Source organism: Puia dinghuensis (assembly GCF_014642875.1).
GTDB classification, from domain to species: Bacteria; Bacteroidota; Bacteroidia; order Chitinophagales; family Chitinophagaceae; genus Puia; species Puia dinghuensis.
In genome coordinates this window covers 208,801-227,238 of record NZ_BMJC01000006.1, presented here as the reverse complement: position 1 = coordinate 227,238, position 18,438 = coordinate 208,801, and the positions used below count along the sequence as shown (strand labels likewise).

The 18,438-nt window shown below is 55.6% G+C and carries 15 protein-coding genes; 13 read left to right on the top strand and 2 right to left on the bottom strand.

Features of this window, described 5'->3' with window-relative positions; all coding sequences use genetic code 11:
- Window positions 1–8 precede the first annotated feature (8 nt).
- The 13 genes from IEY39_RS26130 to IEY39_RS26070 all read left to right on the top strand — a co-directional run bounded on the left by IEY39_RS26130 (window position 9) and on the right by IEY39_RS26070 (window position 15,997).
- A complete protein-coding gene (locus tag IEY39_RS26130; RefSeq protein ID WP_188937240.1) occupies window positions 9–2,246 on the top strand; it encodes a glycoside hydrolase family 88/105 protein in 2,238 nt (745 codons plus the stop codon).
- Window positions 2,243–5,194, top strand: coding sequence for a glycoside hydrolase family 2 protein (locus tag IEY39_RS26125; protein WP_188937238.1), 2,952 nt, complete (start codon window positions 2,243–2,245; stop codon window positions 5,192–5,194). The genes IEY39_RS26130 and IEY39_RS26125 overlap by 4 nt, the downstream gene beginning before the upstream one ends.
- A 126-nt stretch (window positions 5,195–5,320) precedes the next feature.
- The gene (fucP, locus tag IEY39_RS26120; RefSeq protein WP_188937237.1) at window positions 5,321–6,598 is read left to right on the top strand and encodes an L-fucose:H+ symporter permease; all 1,278 of its coding nucleotides are present in this window, start codon (window positions 5,321–5,323) and stop codon (window positions 6,596–6,598) included.
- Window positions 6,595–6,930 (top strand): L-rhamnose mutarotase, encoded by a 336-nt coding sequence (locus tag IEY39_RS26115; protein ID WP_188937236.1) that lies wholly within the window; start codon window positions 6,595–6,597, stop codon window positions 6,928–6,930. The genes fucP and IEY39_RS26115 overlap by 4 nt, the downstream gene beginning before the upstream one ends.
- 4 nt (window positions 6,931–6,934) lie before the next feature.
- A complete protein-coding gene (locus IEY39_RS26110; protein ID WP_188937235.1) occupies window positions 6,935–7,690 on the top strand; it encodes an SDR family NAD(P)-dependent oxidoreductase in 756 nt (251 codons plus the stop codon).
- 1 nt (window position 7,691) lies between these two features.
- Window positions 7,692–8,549 carry a fumarylacetoacetate hydrolase family protein gene (locus IEY39_RS26105; RefSeq protein ID WP_188937234.1) on the top strand — a complete coding sequence of 286 codons (858 nt, stop codon included), beginning with the start codon at window positions 7,692–7,694 and terminating at the stop codon, window positions 8,547–8,549.
- On the top strand, window positions 8,536–9,390 hold the full coding sequence (locus tag IEY39_RS26100; RefSeq protein WP_188937233.1) for an amidohydrolase family protein: 855 nt from the start codon (window positions 8,536–8,538) through the stop codon (window positions 9,388–9,390). Before IEY39_RS26105 ends, IEY39_RS26100 begins: the two co-directional genes overlap by 14 nt.
- A complete protein-coding gene (locus tag IEY39_RS26095) occupies window positions 9,387–10,175 on the top strand; it encodes an L-fucose dehydrogenase (RefSeq protein WP_188937232.1) in 789 nt (262 codons plus the stop codon). Before IEY39_RS26100 ends, IEY39_RS26095 begins: the two co-directional genes overlap by 4 nt.
- 4 nt (window positions 10,176–10,179) lie before the next feature.
- Entirely contained in the window at window positions 10,180–11,190 is a 1,011-nt protein-coding gene (locus IEY39_RS26090; protein WP_188937230.1) for a zinc-binding alcohol dehydrogenase family protein, read from the top strand.
- Window positions 11,187–12,206, top strand: a complete 1,020-nt coding sequence (locus tag IEY39_RS26085; RefSeq protein ID WP_188937229.1) for a sugar kinase — start codon at window positions 11,187–11,189, stop codon at window positions 12,204–12,206. The genes IEY39_RS26090 and IEY39_RS26085 overlap by 4 nt, the downstream gene beginning before the upstream one ends.
- Window positions 12,196–12,867, top strand: a complete 672-nt coding sequence (locus IEY39_RS26080) for a beta/alpha barrel domain-containing protein (RefSeq protein WP_188937227.1) — start codon at window positions 12,196–12,198, stop codon at window positions 12,865–12,867. The genes IEY39_RS26085 and IEY39_RS26080 overlap by 11 nt, the downstream gene beginning before the upstream one ends.
- A complete protein-coding gene (locus IEY39_RS26075) occupies window positions 12,864–14,345 on the top strand; it encodes a tagaturonate reductase (RefSeq protein ID WP_188937225.1) in 1,482 nt (493 codons plus the stop codon). The genes IEY39_RS26080 and IEY39_RS26075 overlap by 4 nt, the downstream gene beginning before the upstream one ends.
- A complete protein-coding gene (locus IEY39_RS26070) occupies window positions 14,342–15,997 on the top strand; it encodes a UxaA family hydrolase (protein WP_188937224.1) in 1,656 nt (551 codons plus the stop codon). Before IEY39_RS26075 ends, IEY39_RS26070 begins: the two co-directional genes overlap by 4 nt.
- 48 nt (window positions 15,998–16,045) lie before the next feature.
- Here IEY39_RS26070 and IEY39_RS26065 read toward each other — a convergent pair whose 3' ends face one another.
- Together IEY39_RS26065 and IEY39_RS26060 are read right to left on the bottom strand one after the other, a co-directional pair.
- The gene (locus tag IEY39_RS26065) at window positions 16,046–17,167 is read right to left on the bottom strand and encodes an IPT/TIG domain-containing protein (RefSeq protein ID WP_188937222.1); all 1,122 of its coding nucleotides are present in this window, start codon (window positions 17,165–17,167) and stop codon (window positions 16,046–16,048) included.
- A gap of 101 nt (window positions 17,168–17,268) precedes the next feature.
- Window positions 17,269–18,411: an IPT/TIG domain-containing protein gene (locus IEY39_RS26060; RefSeq protein ID WP_188937221.1), complete on the bottom strand. Its 1,143-nt coding sequence runs from the start codon at window positions 18,409–18,411 to the stop codon at window positions 17,269–17,271.
- Between the last annotated feature and the right edge of the window lie 27 nt (window positions 18,412–18,438).

Genomic DNA, 18,438 nt, shown 5'->3' with positions numbered 1-18,438 from the left:
CCGCTATTATGTCGCTAAGATCGGTTCTCGCCATCGTCCTCGTCGTCACGGCCGCCGCGCAAAGAAGCACCGCGCAACCGGGTCCGCAACAGCAGGACATCCTCCGCGCAATGCGCCTGGCCAACGGCTATTTCATGACCAAATGGCCCGACCCGGGCAAGGAGATCGTTACCAACGTCGCCCGCCCCAGTCATATCTGGACCCGCGCCGTCTACTACGAAGGACTGATGGCCTTGTATTCCATCGACGCAAAAAAAGAATACCTCGACTACGCCATCGACTGGGGTAATAAGCACGATTGGACCCCACGCAACGGCATCACTGACCGCAACGCCGATGATCAATGCGCCGGCCAGACCTGGATCGATCTGTACACCATCGACACCCTGTCGCAGCGCATCACGCCGGTAAAAGCCTGCATCGGCAACATGGTCCACAGCGACAAAGCCGACGACTGGCACTGGATCGACGCCATCCAGATGGCCATGCCCGTGTTCACCCGCCTCGGTGTCGAATACCACGACACCTCTTACTTCCGGAAGATGTACGATCTCTATCATTATACCAAGACTATCCATGGCGCCCACGGACTCTACAGCTCCGAAGAGCACCTCTGGTGGCGGGATAAAGACTTCGTTCCACCCTACAAGGAACCCAACGGACAAAACTGCTATTGGAGCCGGGGCAATGGTTGGGTGCTCGCTGCCCTGGTCCGCGTTCTTTCCCTCCTGCCGCTGAACGACCCGCATCGCGCCGAATACCAGCAGGACTATCTCGACATGGTAAAAGCCCTCGTACCGCTGCAGCGCGCCGATGGCTACTGGAACTGCAGCCTGCACGATTCCACCCATTTTGGCGGTAAGGAGCTCACGGGCACCGCACTCTTCACCTATGGCATCTCCTGGGGTATCCGCCAGGGTTATCTTGATAAGAAGGCTTATTATCCAATCGTGGCTAAAGCCTGGACGGCTATGGCCACCGAATCCCTGCACGAAAACGGTATGCTGGGCTGGGTACAGGGGACGGGTAAGGAGCCAAAGGATGGCCAGCCGGTGACCTATGACAAGATACCCGACTTCGAAGACTATGGTCTCGGCTGCTTCCTGCTTGCCGGCAGCGAGGTCTACCAGATCGCCACGCCACCCGCCGCTAACCTCGATGAATCGAAGGTTCCTTCTTACGAAGAGCCCAAACTCGATCTCACCAACAAGAAGGACTGGAAAACAACCCAACGCCCCGCCATCCTGCAACTTTTTGCAAAAAATGTGTACGGCCGTGTCCCCGAACAAAAGATCCCCGTCACCTACGAAACGACAGCGACAGATCGTAATGCCCTTGGCGGCATCGCGATAAAAAAGGAGGTCACACTTCATTTCCTGCCCGGCGACACCGCTGCCAGCCTCCATATGATGCTCTATCTTCCCAAAAACGCCAAGGCCAGGGCCAGTGTTCCCGTCTTCGTGGGCTATAGCTTCACGCCCAATGCCGTGACGGATACTTCGGCTCAATGGCCGTTGAAAGAGATCGTCAAGCGTGGTTATGGTGTCGCTGTCGCCTGGTATTGGGATATCGAACCCGACCGCGCCAATGGCTGGCAAACGGGCATCCGTACGCGCCTGGCGGACAAACTGAAGATCCAGCCCCGGGAATGGAGCGCCTTGTCCGCCTGGGCCTGGGGGCTGAGCCGCATGGCCGACTACCTGAAAACGGAAGAAAAAGTCAACCCACTACAGCTCATCGTCATCGGCCACTCCCGCCTCGGCAAGGCCGCCCTCTGGGCCGGGGCAAACGATCAGCGCTTCACCATGGTCGTTTCCAACGAATCAGGGGAAGGTGGCGCGGCCTTGGGCAAACGCGACTATGGCGAGACCATCGCCATCATCAACGACAAATTCCCCTGGTGGTTTTCCCCCAACTACAAACAATACGGCAGCAACCCCGCCGCTATGCCCACAGATCAATACATGCTCTTGTCGCTGATCGCTCCGCGGCCCTTGTACGTCGCCAGCGCCATCGGCGACCAATGGTCGGACCCGAAAGGCGAGTTCCTCAGCGCCGGGCTTGCCGACCCCGTCTATCATCTCTTCAATAAGAAAGGTCTCGAGACTGCCAGCATGCCAGCCCTCGAACACCCTGTCGGCGAGACCATCCGTTATCACATTCGCACCGGCAAGCACGACCTGACCCGCTATGACTGGCAGCAATACATGGATTTTGCTGACAGACAATTCAAAGCCAAAAAATGAGACCCGCAGCCTTATTTCTGTTCTTGCTGTTTGCCCTGCCATCCAGCCATGCCCAGCAGCGGATAAAATATAACTTCAATCCCGGCTGGCTGCTCTTCGCCGGCGACCCAAAAGATGCGAGCGCCCCCGGCTTCGATGACGCAAACTGGCAGCCGATATCATTGCCCCATGCCTTTAATGAAGACGATGCCTTTAAAAAGGCGATCCAGCATCTTACCACAGGTATTGCCTGGTACCGCAAACATTTTCGCATTCCAGCCAGTGCCAAAGGCAAAAAGGTTTTTCTCGAATGCGAAGGCATCCGCCAGGCCGGGGAATTCTATCTCAACGGCCACTGGCTCGGCCGTAGCGAGAACGGCGTCATGGCGTTTGGATTCGACCTCACACCCTGGCTGAAGGTGGACTCCGACAACGTCATCGCCGCCCGCATCGACAACCACTGGGATTATAAGGAACAGGCCACCGGAAGCACATTCGAATGGAACGACCATAACTTTTACGCCAACTACGGCGGTATCAACAAGAACGTCTGGCTGCATGTCATGGACCCCCTCCACCAGACCCTGCCCCTGTATTCCTCACTCCATGCGACAGGCATCTACATCTACGCAAAAGACATCGACATCTCCGCAAAGGCCGCCACCATCACGGCGGAGTCCGAAATAACAAACGAAGGCGAACAACCCCGCACCTTCCGGTATGAAGTCTCCATCCGGGACTGCAACGGCCGGCTCGTCAAAACCATGCACGGCGAGCCCCAAATGCTCGCCCCCGGCCAGACTACGACCGCCCACGCCGCAGCCCGTATGGGTAATCTCCATTTCTGGAGCTGGGGTTACGGTTATCTCTACCACGTCTCCACCCTGCTAAAAGATGGCGCCGCGACCATCGATTCCGTCACCACCGTCACCGGCTTCCGCAAGACGGCTTTCACGGGTGGCATGCTCACGCTGAACGACCGTCCTATCCAGATAAAGGGTTATGCGCAGCGCACCACCAATGAATGGCCGGCTCTCGGCCAGTCCGTTGCGCCCTGGCTCAGCGATCTAAGCAACCACCTCATCGTCGAAAGCAACGGCAATCTCGTCCGCTGGATGCACGTCACTCCCTGGCATCAGGACGTACTCTCCTGCGATCGGGTAGGGTTGATGGAAGCCATGCCGGCAGGCGATGCCGAGAAAGATGTCGAGGGTCGGCGATGGCAGCAGCGGGTCGAGCTGATGCGTGACGCCATCATCTACAACCGCAACAACCCCAGCATCATCTTCTATGAATGCGGCAATAAAGGCATCAGCGAGGCGCATATGCAGGAAATGAAGAGCATCCGCGACCAGTATGATCCGTATGGCGGCCGCGCCATCGGCGCCCGTGAAATGCTCGACTCAAAAACAGCGGAATATGGCGGCGAAATGCTCTATATCGACAAGAGCGCGGACAAACCGCTGTGGGAGATGGAATACTCCCGGGACGAAGGCTTACGGAAATATTGGGATGAGTATTCACCACCCTATCATAAGGACGGTGACGGACCGCCCTACAGGGGAGAAGATGCCAGCATCTACAACCGCAACCAGGACTCTCATGCTCTCGAAGACATTGCCCGCTGGTACGACTACTGGCTCCAGCGTCCTGGCACTGGTCACCGCATCAGCGCCGGCGGGGTCAATATCATCTTCTCGGAATCGAATACCCATTATCGTGGGGCGGAGAACTACCGGCGAAGCGGGGAAGTAGACGCCCTGCGCATCCCCAAAGATGGCTTTTATGCTCACCAGGTCATGTGGGATGGTTGGGTCGACATAGAAAGACCGCGTATCCATATCATCGGCCACTGGAACTATGCTCCCGTCGTGAAAAAGGACATCTACGTCGTCTCTTCCGCTGAGAAGGTGCAACTGTTCATTAACGGGAGATCGCTTGGCTGGGGGAAACAAAGCAACCGCTTCCTCTTCACCTTCCCTGACGTCGAATGGCAGCCGGGGACCATCAGCGCCACCGGCTACGACGCACGGGGTAAGCCCCTCTGCTCCGCCAGCCATGAGACGGCCGGCAAACCCGCCGCCATCCGGCTCACGCTCCACACCGCACCCAATGGCTTCAAAGCCGACGGCGCCGATCTGGTGCTTGTTCAGGTAGAGGTGACGGATGCCCAAGGGCGCCGCTGCCCCACCGATTTGTCGACCATCCATTTCGAACTCACCGGACCCGCCGAATGGCGCGGCGGCATGGCACAGGGGCCGGATAATTATATTCTTTCCAGAGACCTGCCCGTCGAATGTGGCGTCAACCGCGTCCTCCTCCGCAGCACCACAAAACCCGGCGCCGTCGTCCTCAAGGCCACTGCCGAAGGCCTCGCTCCCGCTACGCTCACCTTCCAGGCCCATCCCTTTAAGGTAGTCGATGGCCTGGCGCTCCAAATGCCTGACGACGGTCTCCCCTCAAGGCTCGATCGTGGGCCAACTCCCGCCACCCCCTCCTTCAAAGCCACCCGCACCCCGCTTGTCATTGCTTCGGTAACAGCCGGGGCCAACACCGATCTTGCCGCCCGTAGCTGTGACGACAACGAAACCACCGACTGGCATAACGACGGCGCCTTGTCCACCGCCTGGATCGAATACCGCCTCCATCACCCCACCCCCATCGGCGAGATCGTCCTTAAATTGAATAATTTCCGCACCCGAAGCTATCCTTTGTCCATCCTTATAGACGGCCAACAGGTCTGGCATGACTCCACTCCTCGAAGCCTGGGTTATACTCTCATCCGCTTTACTCCGCACACCGGCAGCACCATCCGGATCCAACTGACGGCCGCATCGGGCACGCAAAACACCAGTACAACGGAAGTCAACGGCAAAACCCTCGATGACGGGCCGGGTTCCGCCGGGGCCAATGCTCCTGGTCGTTTAAGCATCGTTGAAGCTGAATTCTACGGGAACGATATTCATTAAAATAAGCTAAATTGGCGTTTATTGTGTTAGAATAACTTAATACTCGGATAACATCGAAGACCCATTCTCCGGCGAAATTTGTTTTCTTTGACTTTTGAGCAAAACGATTCTTAACCATACGAACAAATGACAAAAAACAAATATCTTTTCCCGTTCATCCTGGTCTGTACACTCTTTTTTTTATGGGCCTTCCTCCACAACATCAACGGAATCCTGATCCCTCATCTGAAGAAAGTCTGTCAGCTTAGTGATACCCAGTCCTCGCTCATCGATTTTGCCGTGTATTTCGGCTATTTCGTCATCGCCATCCCCGCCGGTCTGTTCTCCCACCGATTCGGCTATAAGAAGGGCATCCTCATGGGTCTCTTCCTTTTTGCTGCCGGCGCCCTGCTCTTTCTGCCCGCGGCAGATAGCCGCAATTTTATCCTGTTCCTGGTAGCGCTCTTCGTGGCGGCCAGTGGGGCAACCTTCCTGGAAACAGTGGCGAACCCGTATGCAGCACATATGGGGGCGCCGGAAACTTCCGAACAGCGGCTTAATTTCGCCCAATCGTTTAACGGGCTGGGCGCGGTGGTCGCGCCGTACATTGGCTCCACCTTCATTCTGTCCGGCGTCGAGCATAGCAAAGCCGAGCTGGATGCCATGAAGGCAAATAGCCAATTGGCGGCTTATCTGCAGCACGAGGCAAGTTCTATAAAGCCGCCCTATCTGATAATGGCCGTAGTGCTGGTCCTCGTCGCCATAGCCTTTATCTTCACGAAGTTGCCCGATGTGAGGGAAGAAGACGGCGGCGGGCACGGCACCGGGTTCTCGCCAAAGGTGCTCCGGATACCGCATGTTCGTTGGGCAGTCATCGCAGAATTTTTCTATGTAGGGGCCCAGGTAGGTGTGACGAGCTTCTTTGTTCGTTTTTCAAAATTCACGGCGGGCATCCCCGAAAAAACTGCCGGAAATATGCTTGGCGCAGCCATGATCGGTTTTATGGCCGGCAGGTTCCTGGGTACTTTCTTTATGCGCTATATCAAACCAGCCAGGTTGCTGAGCATATATGCGACCATTAATATCGGGCTCCTGCTGGTCGCCTTGATGGCGCATGGGCGCGTCGCCGTCTATGCAATGATGGCGATCCCCTTCTTCCTGTCGATCATGTTCCCTACGATATTTGCACTCGGCATCAAAGACCTGGGCGAGGAAACGAAGATGGCTTCCTCGTTCCTTGTGATGTCGATCATCGGCGGAGCCTTTACGCCGGTGATGATGGGATTGATCTCCGACGCGACGGGTAGCATCCAGGTTGCCTATATCATGCCGGTGGTCTGTATGGCTTTCATCTTGTATTTCGGACTCCGCGGCCATAGAATCAAGGAGGTTCCTCAAACCCAAAAAACCCCTGCGCTCGCATGAGATATTGTCTTGCCCTCGACCTGCAACCCGACCCGGCCCTCATCGCCGAATACGAAGAGTGGCACCAGAACGTCTGGCCCGAGATAAAGGAAAGTATTTTGGCAAGCGGCATCACACAGATGGAGATCTACCGGCTCGAAAACCGCCTCTTCATGATCATGGAGACCGCGCCCGGATTTAGTTTTGAGAAGAAGGCTGCCATGGATGCCGCCAACCCCATCAATGCGCGTTGGGAAGAGTTGATGTGGAAGTATCAAATGGCCATACCCGGCGGCAGCCCCGGCGAAAAATGGCGGCTGATGGATAAGATTTTTTCACTTAGTACCGAATAAATAAATGTTCAATCTCGAAGGAAAACATGCCGTCATCACAGGCGCCGGCAGCGGCATCGGAAAAGCAGTAGCGGTCTTGCTGGCAAAACAGGGGGCCACGGTCTATGTAGCGGATATCAATGAAGAACAGGCAAACAACACCGCAGGAGAGATCGGTGGCAACGCCGTCGCAAAAATTGCCGATGTCTCCAACCAGGAACAGACAAAAGCGATGTTCGCGAGTCTGCCACGCCTCGACATCCTGGTCAATAGCGCCGGGGTCTCGCATATCGGGACGGCCGAATCCACACAGGAAGCCGATATGGACCGGCTCTATACCGTGAATATAAAAGGGGTCTATAATTGTTTGCATGCCGGCATCCCCGTCCTCAGAAAGAGCGGCGGAGGCGCCATCATCAACATGTGCTCCATTGCCGCCACCGTGGGCATCCCCGACCGGTTTGCCTATTCCATGACAAAGGGCGCGGTCTATTCCATGACCCTTTCGGTGGCAAAGGATTATTTGAAAGACGGCATCCGGTGCAACTGCATCTCCCCGGCACGCGTCCATACCCCTTTCGTGGATGGCTTCCTGAAAAAGAACTACCCGGGGAAAGAACAGGAGATGTTCGAAAAATTGTCCAGGACTCAGCCTATCGGCCGAATGGCAAAGCCGGATGAGATTGCCGGGCTCGTCCTCTACCTCAGCAGCGACGAGGCCTCGTTTATCACTGGTACAGACTACCCGATAGATGGAGGATTTATAAAATTAAACAACTGATATGCGACTCATCCGACACGGCGAGATCAACAAAGAGAAGACAGGCATTGTCCTCGACAGTAAATTTTATGACACCTCCGCCTTTGGCGAAGATTATAATGAACAGTTCTTTGAGACGGACGGCCTCAAACGCCTCGCCACATTCATAGCCGAGAGCAAAGGCAAGCTGCCCACGCTGGCGGCCGGTTTTCGTCTTGGCTCGCCCGTCGCGCGACCCTCGAAGATCATTTGCATCGGGCTCAATTATAAAGATCACGCAAAGGAAACCGGCGCCACCCCGCCGCCCGAACCCGTCATCTTCATGAAGGCCACCACCGCCCTCGTTGGCCCCAACGACGACATCATCATTCCGCGCAACAGCAAGAAAACCGACTGGGAAGTAGAACTCGCCGTCGTCATCGGCAAAAAAGCAAGCTATGTGGACGAGCACGAAGCATTGAACTACGTCGCCGGCTACTGTCTCCACAACGACGTCTCCGAGCGCGAATTCCAGATCGAACGCAGCGGGCAATGGGACAAAGGCAAGGGCTGTGATACCTTCGCACCCCTCGGACCCTGGCTGGCGACACCCGACGAGATTGCCGATCCCCACCAGCTCCGCCTCTGGCTGACAGTCAACGGGAAGAAGATGCAGGACGGAAATACCGCAAATTTCATCTTCAATATTCCTTTCCTCATCGCCTATACCAGCCAGTTTATGACCCTGTTGCCGGGTGACATCATCAGCACGGGGACGCCGGCAGGGGTAGGGTTGGGGATGAATCCAAATGTCTACCTTCAGCCTGGCGACGTCGTCGAACTGGGTATCGACAACCTGGGTCAGGCCCGTCAAAATGTAAAAGCTTATGGCGCAAAATGAACCACTACCGCTAAGGATCGATGCCCACCAGCATTTCTGGAATTTCGATCCCATCCGGGACAGTTGGATCACCGATGAGATGAAAGTCATCAAAAAGGACTTCCTCCCCGGTGACCTGCAACCCCTTTTACAGGCCAACGGCATCGATGGCTGCATCACTGTCCAGGTCGATCAGTCCGAAGACGAGAACGACTACCTGCTTAGCAATGCCGGGCAGCACGATTTTATAAAAGGGGTAGTAGGCTGGGTCAACCTGCAGGATCCCGATGTCGAGCGTCGCCTCGAACACCTTACCAAATTCCCAAAACTCAAAGGGTTCCGTCATATCCTTCAAGGCGAGCACGACCGCGCCCTGATGCTCAAACCATCCTTCAAACGCGGCATCGGTTTGTTGAAGGCCTATGGGTATACCTATGATGTTCTGATCTATCCCGATCAATTGGGGTATACAAGTGAGTTTGTGGCTGCCTTCCCCGACCAGCCCTTTGTCCTCGACCATATCGCCAAACCGCATATCAAAGACCGGTATATCACCGACGAATGGAAGGACGCCATGCGGGCCGTGGCCGCACATCCCAACCTGTACTGCAAGATCTCGGGTATGGTGACGGAGGCCGACTGGTATCATTGGAAACCCGAACATTTCAGGGTATACCTGGACACGGTGGTGGAAGCCTTTGGCACCCAGCGTATCCTCTATGGCTCTGACTGGCCTGTCTGCCTGGTGGCAGCAAGCTACCAGCAGGTATTCGGCATCGTAAAGGATTATTTTTCTACATTTTCAAAAGATGAGCAGGACGCCTTCTTTGGTGGCAACGCGATAAAATTTTATAAATTATGAACCTGGAATTACAAGATAAGGTGATCATCGTCTCCGGCGGGGCAAAAGGTATCGGCGAAGGCATTGTCAAAGTATTGGCTTCCGAAGGAGCCATCCCGTTTATTGTCGGCCGCAACGAAGCAGATAACAAAGCGGCAGTAGCCGCGGTGGAAGCAGCCGGTGGGAAGGCTTACCATACGGTTGCCGAACTTACCGAACCAAAAGCCTCGGAAGCTGCCGTTAAAACAGTTCTCGATCGCTTTGGTCGTATCGACGGCCTGGTCAACAACGCCGGCGTCAACGATGGGGTAGGGTTGGAACACGGCAGCTATGACGCTTTTATGGCCTCCCTGCACAAGAACCTCGTCCATTATTACCTTCTTGCCCATCATGCGCTGCCAGCATTGAAAGCGACAAAAGGGGCCATCGTCAACATCAGCTCGAAGACGGCCGAGACGGGCCAGGGCGGGACAAGCGCCTATGCCGCCGCCAACGGTGGCCGCAACGCCCTCACCCGGGAATGGGCGGTGGAATTGCTGAAATACGGCATCCGGGTCAACGCTATCATCGTGGCCGAATGCTGGACGCCGTTGTACGATAAGTGGATCAGCACCCTGCCCGACCCCAAATCCAAACTGGAATCCATCGTAAAAAATATCCCGCTTGGTCAGCGCATGACGACAGCCGGGGAGATCGCCAATATGACGGCCTTCCTTCTATCGCAACAGAGTAGCCATACAACAGGTCAGCTCATCCACGTCGATGGCGGCTACGTGCACCTCGATCGCGCACTCGCTAATGCCTAAGATCATGAAAACACTCGTCTGCATAGAACCTGGACAATTCGCCTATCGTGAAGCGGAAGCGCCGATCGCAAGACCCGGCGAAGCCATCATAAAGATCCGCCGCATCGGCATCTGCGGTACCGACCTGCATGCCTTCGAAGGCACCCAGCCTTTTTTCGAATATCCCCGTATCCTGGGTCACGAGCTATCCGGCGACCTCGTCGACTTCGATCAAGGTCCAGGATTCCAACCCGGCGAAGCGGTAACCATCATCCCCTATTTCAATTGTGGCAAATGCATCGCTTGCCGCAGCGGCAAACCAAATTGCTGTACGACGATAAAAGTCTGCGGGGTCCACATCGACGGGGGCATGGTCGAATACTTGCGAGTTCCCAGCCAATTCCTCGTCCATGGGCGCGGCCTTAGCTATGACCAGCTTGCGCTGGTCGAACCCCTGTCCATTGGCGCGCATGCTGTCCGTCGCGCCGCCATTCAGCCGGGGGAATTTGTACTCGTCATCGGCGCGGGACCCATCGGCCTCGGAACTATGGAATCGGCCCGCATCGCGGGCGGAGAAGTCATCGCCATGGACATCAATGAAGACAGGTTGCGCTTTTGTCGCGAGAAGCTACAGATTCTCCACACCGTCAACGCCACCCTCGACCCAATGGAACAGCTGCAACACATCACCCGCGGTGACATGCCCACCGTCGTCATCGACGCCACCGGCAGCCGTAAGGCTATCAACGACGCCTTTCGGTTCATGGCCCATGGCGCACGTTATGTCCTCGTCGGCTTGCAGAAAGGAACTATAGAGTTCAGTCATCCCGAATTTCACAAGCGGGAAGCCACACTCATGAGCAGCCGCAACGCTACCCGCGAAGACTTCGACGCGGTGATGGACGCGATGCAAAAAGGACTTATCGATCCCCCCACTTATATCACCCACCGGGTATCTTTCGATGAGTTGAAACCCCAATTCCCTGGCTTCCTCGATGCCGCGAACGGAGTAATTAAAGCAATGGCAGAACTATGAACAAGAAAGTATTATCCTTTGGCGAACTCCTGTTACGCATCTGTCCCGGCGGCGATTGGCTGCGGGACAACAGCCTTCCGTTTTATATCGGCGGCGCCGAGGCCAACGTCGCCACGGCCCTTGCCCTCTGGGGCCTCCCTTCGGTCTATTTCACCGTGGTGCCCGACAACGCCATGACCCGCGAGATCTCCGAATGGCTCGAAGAAAAAGGCGTCGACATCAGCCGCATCCTCTACCAGGGCGAACGCCTGGGGCTTTACTACCTTCCCCAAGGAAAAGACCTCAAGAATGCCGGGGTGATCTACGACCGCGCACATTCTTCCTTCTCGGCCCTCAAACCGGGTGTCATCGATTGGGATGCCGTCCTCCGCGATATAGGCTGGTTACATTTCAGCGCTATTTCCCCGGCGCTCAACAGCTGTGTCGCCGCCGTCTGCACCGAAATGTTGCAGGCCGCAACACAAAAGGGGATCACCATTTCCGTCGACCTCAACTACCGCGCCAAGCTCTGGCAGTATGGTGTTGCCCCCACCGATGTCATGCCCGCGCTGACAGAGTACTGTCACCTGGTGATGGGTAACCTCTGGGCCGCCGAAAAGATGCTGGGCATCCCCGTCGACACCTCACTGGTAGATACGGATACGAAGAAGGACTATCTCGAACACGCCTGGCTCACCAGCGAACAGATCATGCAGAATTTTCCGAACGTAAGATTCGTCGCCAATACCTTTCGTTTTGACCACGGGGAAAAAGGTATTCGTTATTACACGTCCCTCTATACTGAAAAGACGCTCTATCATTCCAAAGAATATATTTCCGCCAGCATCCTCGACAAGGTGGGAAGCGGCGACTGCTACATAGCGGGACTCATCTATGGGCTCCACCGTGGCCGGCCTGTCCAGGATACCCTCGAATTTGCAACGGCCGCGGCCTATCAAAAATTATTTATTCCCAGCGACGCCACCAATCAACCGGCGGAAGTCATCGAAAAATTTATGCATAGCTATGAGCGATAAGAAAGTCATCTTACAAAGTATCCTTGCCCAGGGAATCCTACCGCTTTTTTATTGGGAGAGCCCATCCGTTTGCCTGAAGGTCATCCAAACGCTTTACAGAGCGGGAGTCCGCGCCGTAGAATATACCAACCGCGGGACGGCGGCCCTCGATAATTTCACTATGCTCAAAAAGACGCTCGCTATCGAGGCGCCCGATCTTTATCTTGGCATCGGTACGGTGAAGTCGAAAGCGGAAGCCGAAGCCTTTGTAAAAGCCGGCGCCGATTTCATCGTAGCCCCGATCATCAACCCCGAAGTAGCCGACGTCGCCGCAAAGGCAGGGCTGCTCTGGATACCGGGTTGCATGACGCCTACCGAGATCTATCTGGCGCAGCAACACCGGGCGGAGGTGATCAAGATCTTCCCCGCCAATATCCTTGGCCCGGAATTCGTCAGCTCTATCAGGGAATTATTCCAGGGGCAACGTTTTATTCCCACCGGCGGGGTGGAGATCGAGGAAACGAACATCCGCGCCTGGATCAAGGCCGGGGTGTGTGCCGTCGGACTGGGCAGCAAGCTCATCAGCAAGGATATCCTTATCAATGAGAATTACGACTTATTATACCAGCAAACAATAAAGGCCCTCACCATCGCGAGGACCGTCATAAACGATACAAAATGAACCTCTCAAAAGAAACCCTGAAGCAGGTCACCGCCCGGGGTATCACAAAACCCGCCGACGCCATCTTTTCTCTTCCGGAAAAAGTGTTGCAATTCGGCACCGGCGTCCTGCTGCGGGGCCTGCCGGATTATTTCATCGACAAGGCCAACCGCCAGGGACTGTTCAACGGCCGGGTCGTCGTCGTCAAATCCACTGATTCGGGGGATTCCGGCGCCTTCGACCGGCAGGACGGTCTCTACACCCTCTGCGTCCGGGGCATCGAAGAAGGAAAAAAAGTGGAAGAGAATATCATCTGCTCGGCCATCAGCCGGGTCCTCTCCGCGCGTGATCAATGGCAGGACATCCTCCGGCTGGCCCATAACCCGGAAATGCAGATCATAATCTCCAATACCACGGAGGTTGGTATCCAACTGGTGGAAGATAATATCCACCATGTTCCGCCGGTTTCCTTCCCCGGCAAACTGCTGGCCTTCCTGTACGAACGCTATAAGGCCTTCAACGGAAGTCCTGACAGCGGCATGGTCATCGTCCCCACGGAACTCATCGTCGATAATGGCAAAAAGCTGGCCGGCATCGTAAAAGAGCTGGCGCTGATGGGTCAGCTGGAAACGGCCTTCCTCGGGTGGATGGAACAGCATTGCCGGTTTTGCAGCTCGCTGGTCGATCGCATCGTCCCCGGTAAGCCCGACGCCGCTACCTTGCAACAATTACAGCACGATCTGGGTTATACAGACGATCTCCTGTCCATCTCCGAGGTCTACCGCCTCTGGGCTATCGAAGGCGACGAAAAAGTGCGCAAAACGCTATCCTTCGCCGCAGCCGACCCCGGCGTTATTATCGAGCCGGATATCGAGGTCTACCGGGAACTGAAGCTCCGGCTGCTGAATGGGACGCATACGCTTAGCTGCGGACTGGCTTATCTGTCGGGTTTCAACACCGTGAAGAACGCTATGGATGATACTGCCTTTTCCACCTTTGTCCAGGACCTCATGTTGAAGGAGATCGCCCCGGCCATTCCCTATACGCTACCCCTGGAGGATGCCCGTGACTTTGGACTCAAGGTGCTCGACCGGTTTCGGAATCCGCACCTGCAGCATCAATGGATAAGCATCACTATGCAATACACCTCGAAGATGAAAAGCCGCGATATTCCCGTTTTGTTGCGCCACTATGAGCAGCACGATACGCCGCCGCCACACTTCGTCCTTGGATTTGCTGCCTATATCCTCTTCATGCGCGGCGGCCAGCCCCCGCACCCCGTCAACGACGACAAAGCCGGCTACTTCGCCGATCTCTGGAAACAATATCCCGCTCCGGAAGTAGCGACGCTTGTCCTGAAAGACAAATCGCTCTGGGGCGCCGACCTGTCCCAGCTGCCAGGATTCGAAGGCGCCGTCCGCCTCTCCCTCGACGACCTGATCAACAAAGGTCCGGCCGCAACCCTGGCTAAACTAACCACCCAAAAAAGTACAATATGAGCACTCAAACTATACTAAAGGTTCATCCCGCCGACAACGTGCTGGTGGCGCTGACCAATCTTCCCAAAGACACAAAGGTCTCCTATGAAGGCCAGGACTACATCATCCAGGAAAATGTAAAGGCAAAACACAAATTTGCCACCACCGACCTCCAACCCGGCGACTCCATCACCATGTATGGCGTATTGGTCGGCAAGGCGCAGCAACCTATAAAGAAAGGCGGCCTCATCAGCACTACCAATGTCAAACATGCCGCAAACGATTTTACCATCGGCAAGCGCCACACCGAATGGGTGCAGCCGGATATTGCCCGCTTCAAAGGGCGCACCTTCAACGGCTATCACCGCGCCGATGGCAGTGTGGGCACGGCCAATTACTGGGTCGTTGTTCCGATGGTCTTCTGCGAGAACCGGAATCTCGACGTCCTGCAGCAGGCCCTCGTCACCGATCTTGGCTATGGCCGTAACAGAACCTACCAGCGGCAATCGCAACAGCTCGTTCAGCTCTATAAGTCGGGTAAATCCATCGAACAAATACTCTCCGCTGACCTGGAGGCCGACTACCAGAACAACGCCAATCAGCGGCTTTTTCCCAATGTGGACGGTATCAAATTCCTTACCCACGACGGGGGCTGCGGCGGTACCCGGCAGGATGCCCAGGCGCTCTGTGGATTGCTCGCGGGATATATCACGCATCCCAACGTCGCCGGAGCTACCGTACTGAGCCTTGGCTGTCAGAATGCCCAGGTCAGCATGCTCGAAGAAGAGATAAAGAAGCGTAGCCCGGAATTCTCCAAGCCGATGTATATCCTCGAACAGCAGAAGGTCGGTACCGAATCCGCCTTTCTCTCTGAAGCTATTAAACAAACCTTCGCTGGGCTTATCCTCGCCAACCAGCAGCACCGGCAGCCCGCGCCTCTGAGCAAACTCTGCATCGGGCTGGAATGCGGCGGCTCGGATGGATTCTCCGGCATCTCCGCCAACCCCGCCATCGGCTACACCTCCGACCTGCTGGTCGCCATGGGTGGCTCGGTGATACTCTCTGAGTTTCCCGAGCTCTGCGGTGTAGAACAGAACCTTTCCGATCGCTGTGTCGATACCGCCACTGCCGAACGTTTCTCCCATCTTATGCACACGTATAACGACCGGGCCAAGGCCGTCGGCTCGGGCTTCGATATGAACCCTTCTCCCGGCAACATCCGCGATGGGCTCATCACCGATGCCATCAAGTCGGCCGGCGCCGCAAAAAAAGGCGGTACCTCTCCCGTCACCGACGTGCTCGATTATCCGGAGAAGGTGACTAAGCCCGGGCTCAACCTCCTGTGTACCCCCGGCAATGACGTCGAGTCGACCTCGGCCGAAGTTGCCGCGGGCGCCAACATCGTCCTTTTCACCACCGGCCTGGGCACACCTACTGGCAACCCAGTGACGCCGGTCGTCAAGATCGCTACCAACACCGCCCTCTTCGAACGGATGCGCGATATCATCGACATCAACACGGGTACCATTGTCGAAGGCGCCGAGACGATAAAACAGGCGGGAGAGCGGATACTCGACTATGTCATCGACGTAGCCAGCGGCGAGACCCAGGTTGCGGCGGTCCGCCACGTGCAGGACGACTTCATCCCCTGGAAGCGCGGGGTGTCGCTATAAAAGCGCTATAAAGGGGCATCCGGGCTTCGAAGCGAGCCGGTGGCGGCATCAATGCATTGTCATCCTCACTACGCTGCCGATGGGGTTGCCGGGCCCATTGTTGACCTCCGTCACATAGATCGCTCCGCTCTTGTCCAGGGCGATCCCGCAGGGGTCAAAAAGATTCGCGGATACCAGTTTGGTCAGCTTTCCGTCCGGGGTGATCCTGCTTACCCAGCCATTGGCAGGCCCCTGATCGAAGATCGTTACATAGAGATTCCCATTTGCATCGAGGGTGATACCGTTCTGGCCGTCGTAATTGATCTTTGCCAGGATGCTTACCTGGCCGGAGGGGCTTATCTTAGAAATGACGCCATTAGTGTTGGTATAGGCCGGAGTAGTATAATGGGCTACATAGATGGTGCCGTCGGCAGCAACCGCCACGCCGCTGGGATGATAAAAGCCGGTGTCGATCTTCGTGACTATCCCCGATGGCGTGATCTTGTCTACAGAACTGGTGGCATCATTCGTAGTATAGATGTTCCCGCTCTTGTCCAGGGCAACCTGCATGAGTGAAGCGGAATCCCTGGCAATCGTATCAACCACGCCCGCAGGAGTCAGCTTCTCGATAAAGGGACCGTATCCCGACAACACCGACAAAAAGAAATTTCCTGTCGGGTCCTGTACAATACCCATCGCCGCGGCCACGGAATCGTACCTGGTGACAACACCCAGTGGGCTGATCTTATGGATAAGAAAATCTCCATAGGTGGTGACATATACATCACCGGTGCTATCCAGGGTAAGATAATAGGGGGCTTCGAGGTTGCCCGCCAGCGTCGTCACGCGGTAGGTGGTGTCATAGCCAAACGTTCCGGCGGAGTGGGTCTTCCCGTTCACGGTTACCGTAACTTCACCGGTACCTGCAAGCGTAGGCACCCGTGCGATCAGCAGGGTATCGCTGGCGCTGACGATCACGGCCGGTCTTCCGTTGAAATATACACTGTCGCCGGTGGCCGAACTAAAAGAAATCCCGGAAATGCTCACCAGGGTGCTGTCCGGGCCGTGACTGGGAGACAGGCTGAAGACATGCGTCGGCGAGGGCGGCGGAATAGGGAGCCAATACTTTTGGCAGCCGGAAAGAATAAACACGCTGATGGATACGGTGAGGACAAAGGCTAGCTTTCTCATAAGTGATACGATTAGGAGTAGTCGCTAAAATAGTCTTTTATTCGCATTCTTCAAAACCTGCCAACTACATCGTTTTCCGGTAGGAAACGCGGGGTATCGCTTTAATGCGGCGTCAATTTGATCACATTGCCATAAAGATTGGTGTTGCTGGTGATGTTATTTACCACGTATAGCTTCCCGGTTTTATCGACGGTTATGCCTATGGGAACAACTACATGGGTGGTAATCGTGTCATTCTCCAAACCTATGGTTGTACCATACTCCTCCGACTGGATCGCTATCACCTGACCGTTGGAGGAGGTGATATAGATCTTATTATTGTTGTCGACAGCAATACCGTCCGCCCGCAGGCCCGAACGTACTGTACTTACGGCGCCGGAAGGGGTGATCCTTACTACCGTGCCGGAGGTTAGGCTATTGGGATTACTGTTGGTGGTCGCATAGATATTGCCGTCGCCACCTATCGCTACGCTGCTGGCTTCCGGTAGATTGCCTGCAAAGACGCTGACCACCCCCTGTGGCGTGATCTTGTCGACGCTGTTCCTGGTGTTGTTTCCTGCATAGAGGTTGCCTTTTGCATCGATGGCAAGACCAAAGACCACTCCCGAGTCGGTCGCGAACCTGGAAACAACGCCGGAGGGGTTGATCTTATAGATGGTGGTGGTATTGGGAAAGTTCTCCTGGGAGGCAACAAAGAGATTGCCGGCCGTGTCGAAGCTAGTCCCGTTGCAATACGGCACTGTTGCCCAGCGGGTTAGGTTGCCCTGGGGACCGATCTTATAGATGCTGCTGTCCCCTTGGGTCGAAACAAAGAGGTTGCCATTGCCGTCGGTGGAGATATAATTCGCGCCATTGAAACCACCGGCCACCGGGCTGAGCCAGTAACTGGTATCGAAGTCGAAGAAAGGCCCCTGAATCGTATTGCCATTCGCCTTTACGGTGATATACCCATCCCCGGCCAGTGTAGGGACTCTCGCTGTGAGCAATGTGTCGCTGCTGCTGATAAGGGTAGCCAGTTTGCCGTTGAAAAAGACGCTATCGCCTCCCGGAGTCGTGCCGAATAGCTTCCCTCTGATGGTCACGACCGTGGAATCCGATCCTGTTGTCGGGCTGATAGCGGTGATACCTGGCGTAGGAGGTGCGGGAGGGTTAGCGGGAGGAGTCGAACTATCCTTATTGCAGGCGCCGATGAATAACAGGCTGGTGCATGCGGCAATGAGGATTGTAATGATAGGTGTTTTCATAGCCCTAATATAAGCATTACTTTCCGG

What these genes read in the sequence shown, in the direction of transcription:
- IEY39_RS26070 (WP_188937224.1), top strand. Translation starts at nt 14,342, where the DNA reads ATGAGCACTCAAACTATACTAAAGGTTCATCCCGCCGACAACGTGCTG.
- IEY39_RS26110 (WP_188937235.1), top strand. Translation starts at nt 6,935, where the DNA reads ATGTTCAATCTCGAAGGAAAACATGCCGTCATCACAGGCGCCGGCAGC.
- IEY39_RS26105 (WP_188937234.1), top strand. Translation starts at nt 7,692, where the DNA reads ATGCGACTCATCCGACACGGCGAGATCAACAAAGAGAAGACAGGCATT.
- IEY39_RS26065 (WP_188937222.1), bottom strand. Translation starts at nt 17,167, where the DNA reads ATGAGAAAGCTAGCCTTTGTCCTCACCGTATCCATCAGCGTGTTTATT.
- IEY39_RS26060 (WP_188937221.1), bottom strand. Translation starts at nt 18,411, where the DNA reads ATGAAAACACCTATCATTACAATCCTCATTGCCGCATGCACCAGCCTG.
- IEY39_RS26130 (WP_188937240.1), top strand. Translation starts at nt 9, where the DNA reads ATGTCGCTAAGATCGGTTCTCGCCATCGTCCTCGTCGTCACGGCCGCC.
- IEY39_RS26080 (WP_188937227.1), top strand. Translation starts at nt 12,196, where the DNA reads ATGAGCGATAAGAAAGTCATCTTACAAAGTATCCTTGCCCAGGGAATC.
- IEY39_RS26100 (WP_188937233.1), top strand. Translation starts at nt 8,536, where the DNA reads ATGGCGCAAAATGAACCACTACCGCTAAGGATCGATGCCCACCAGCAT.
- IEY39_RS26085 (WP_188937229.1), top strand. Translation starts at nt 11,187, where the DNA reads ATGAACAAGAAAGTATTATCCTTTGGCGAACTCCTGTTACGCATCTGT.
- fucP (WP_188937237.1), top strand. Translation starts at nt 5,321, where the DNA reads ATGACAAAAAACAAATATCTTTTCCCGTTCATCCTGGTCTGTACACTC.
- IEY39_RS26115 (WP_188937236.1), top strand. Translation starts at nt 6,595, where the DNA reads ATGAGATATTGTCTTGCCCTCGACCTGCAACCCGACCCGGCCCTCATC.
- IEY39_RS26125 (WP_188937238.1), top strand. Translation starts at nt 2,243, where the DNA reads ATGAGACCCGCAGCCTTATTTCTGTTCTTGCTGTTTGCCCTGCCATCC.
- IEY39_RS26090 (WP_188937230.1), top strand. Translation starts at nt 10,180, where the DNA reads ATGAAAACACTCGTCTGCATAGAACCTGGACAATTCGCCTATCGTGAA.
- IEY39_RS26075 (WP_188937225.1), top strand. Translation starts at nt 12,864, where the DNA reads ATGAACCTCTCAAAAGAAACCCTGAAGCAGGTCACCGCCCGGGGTATC.
- IEY39_RS26095 (WP_188937232.1), top strand. Translation starts at nt 9,387, where the DNA reads ATGAACCTGGAATTACAAGATAAGGTGATCATCGTCTCCGGCGGGGCA.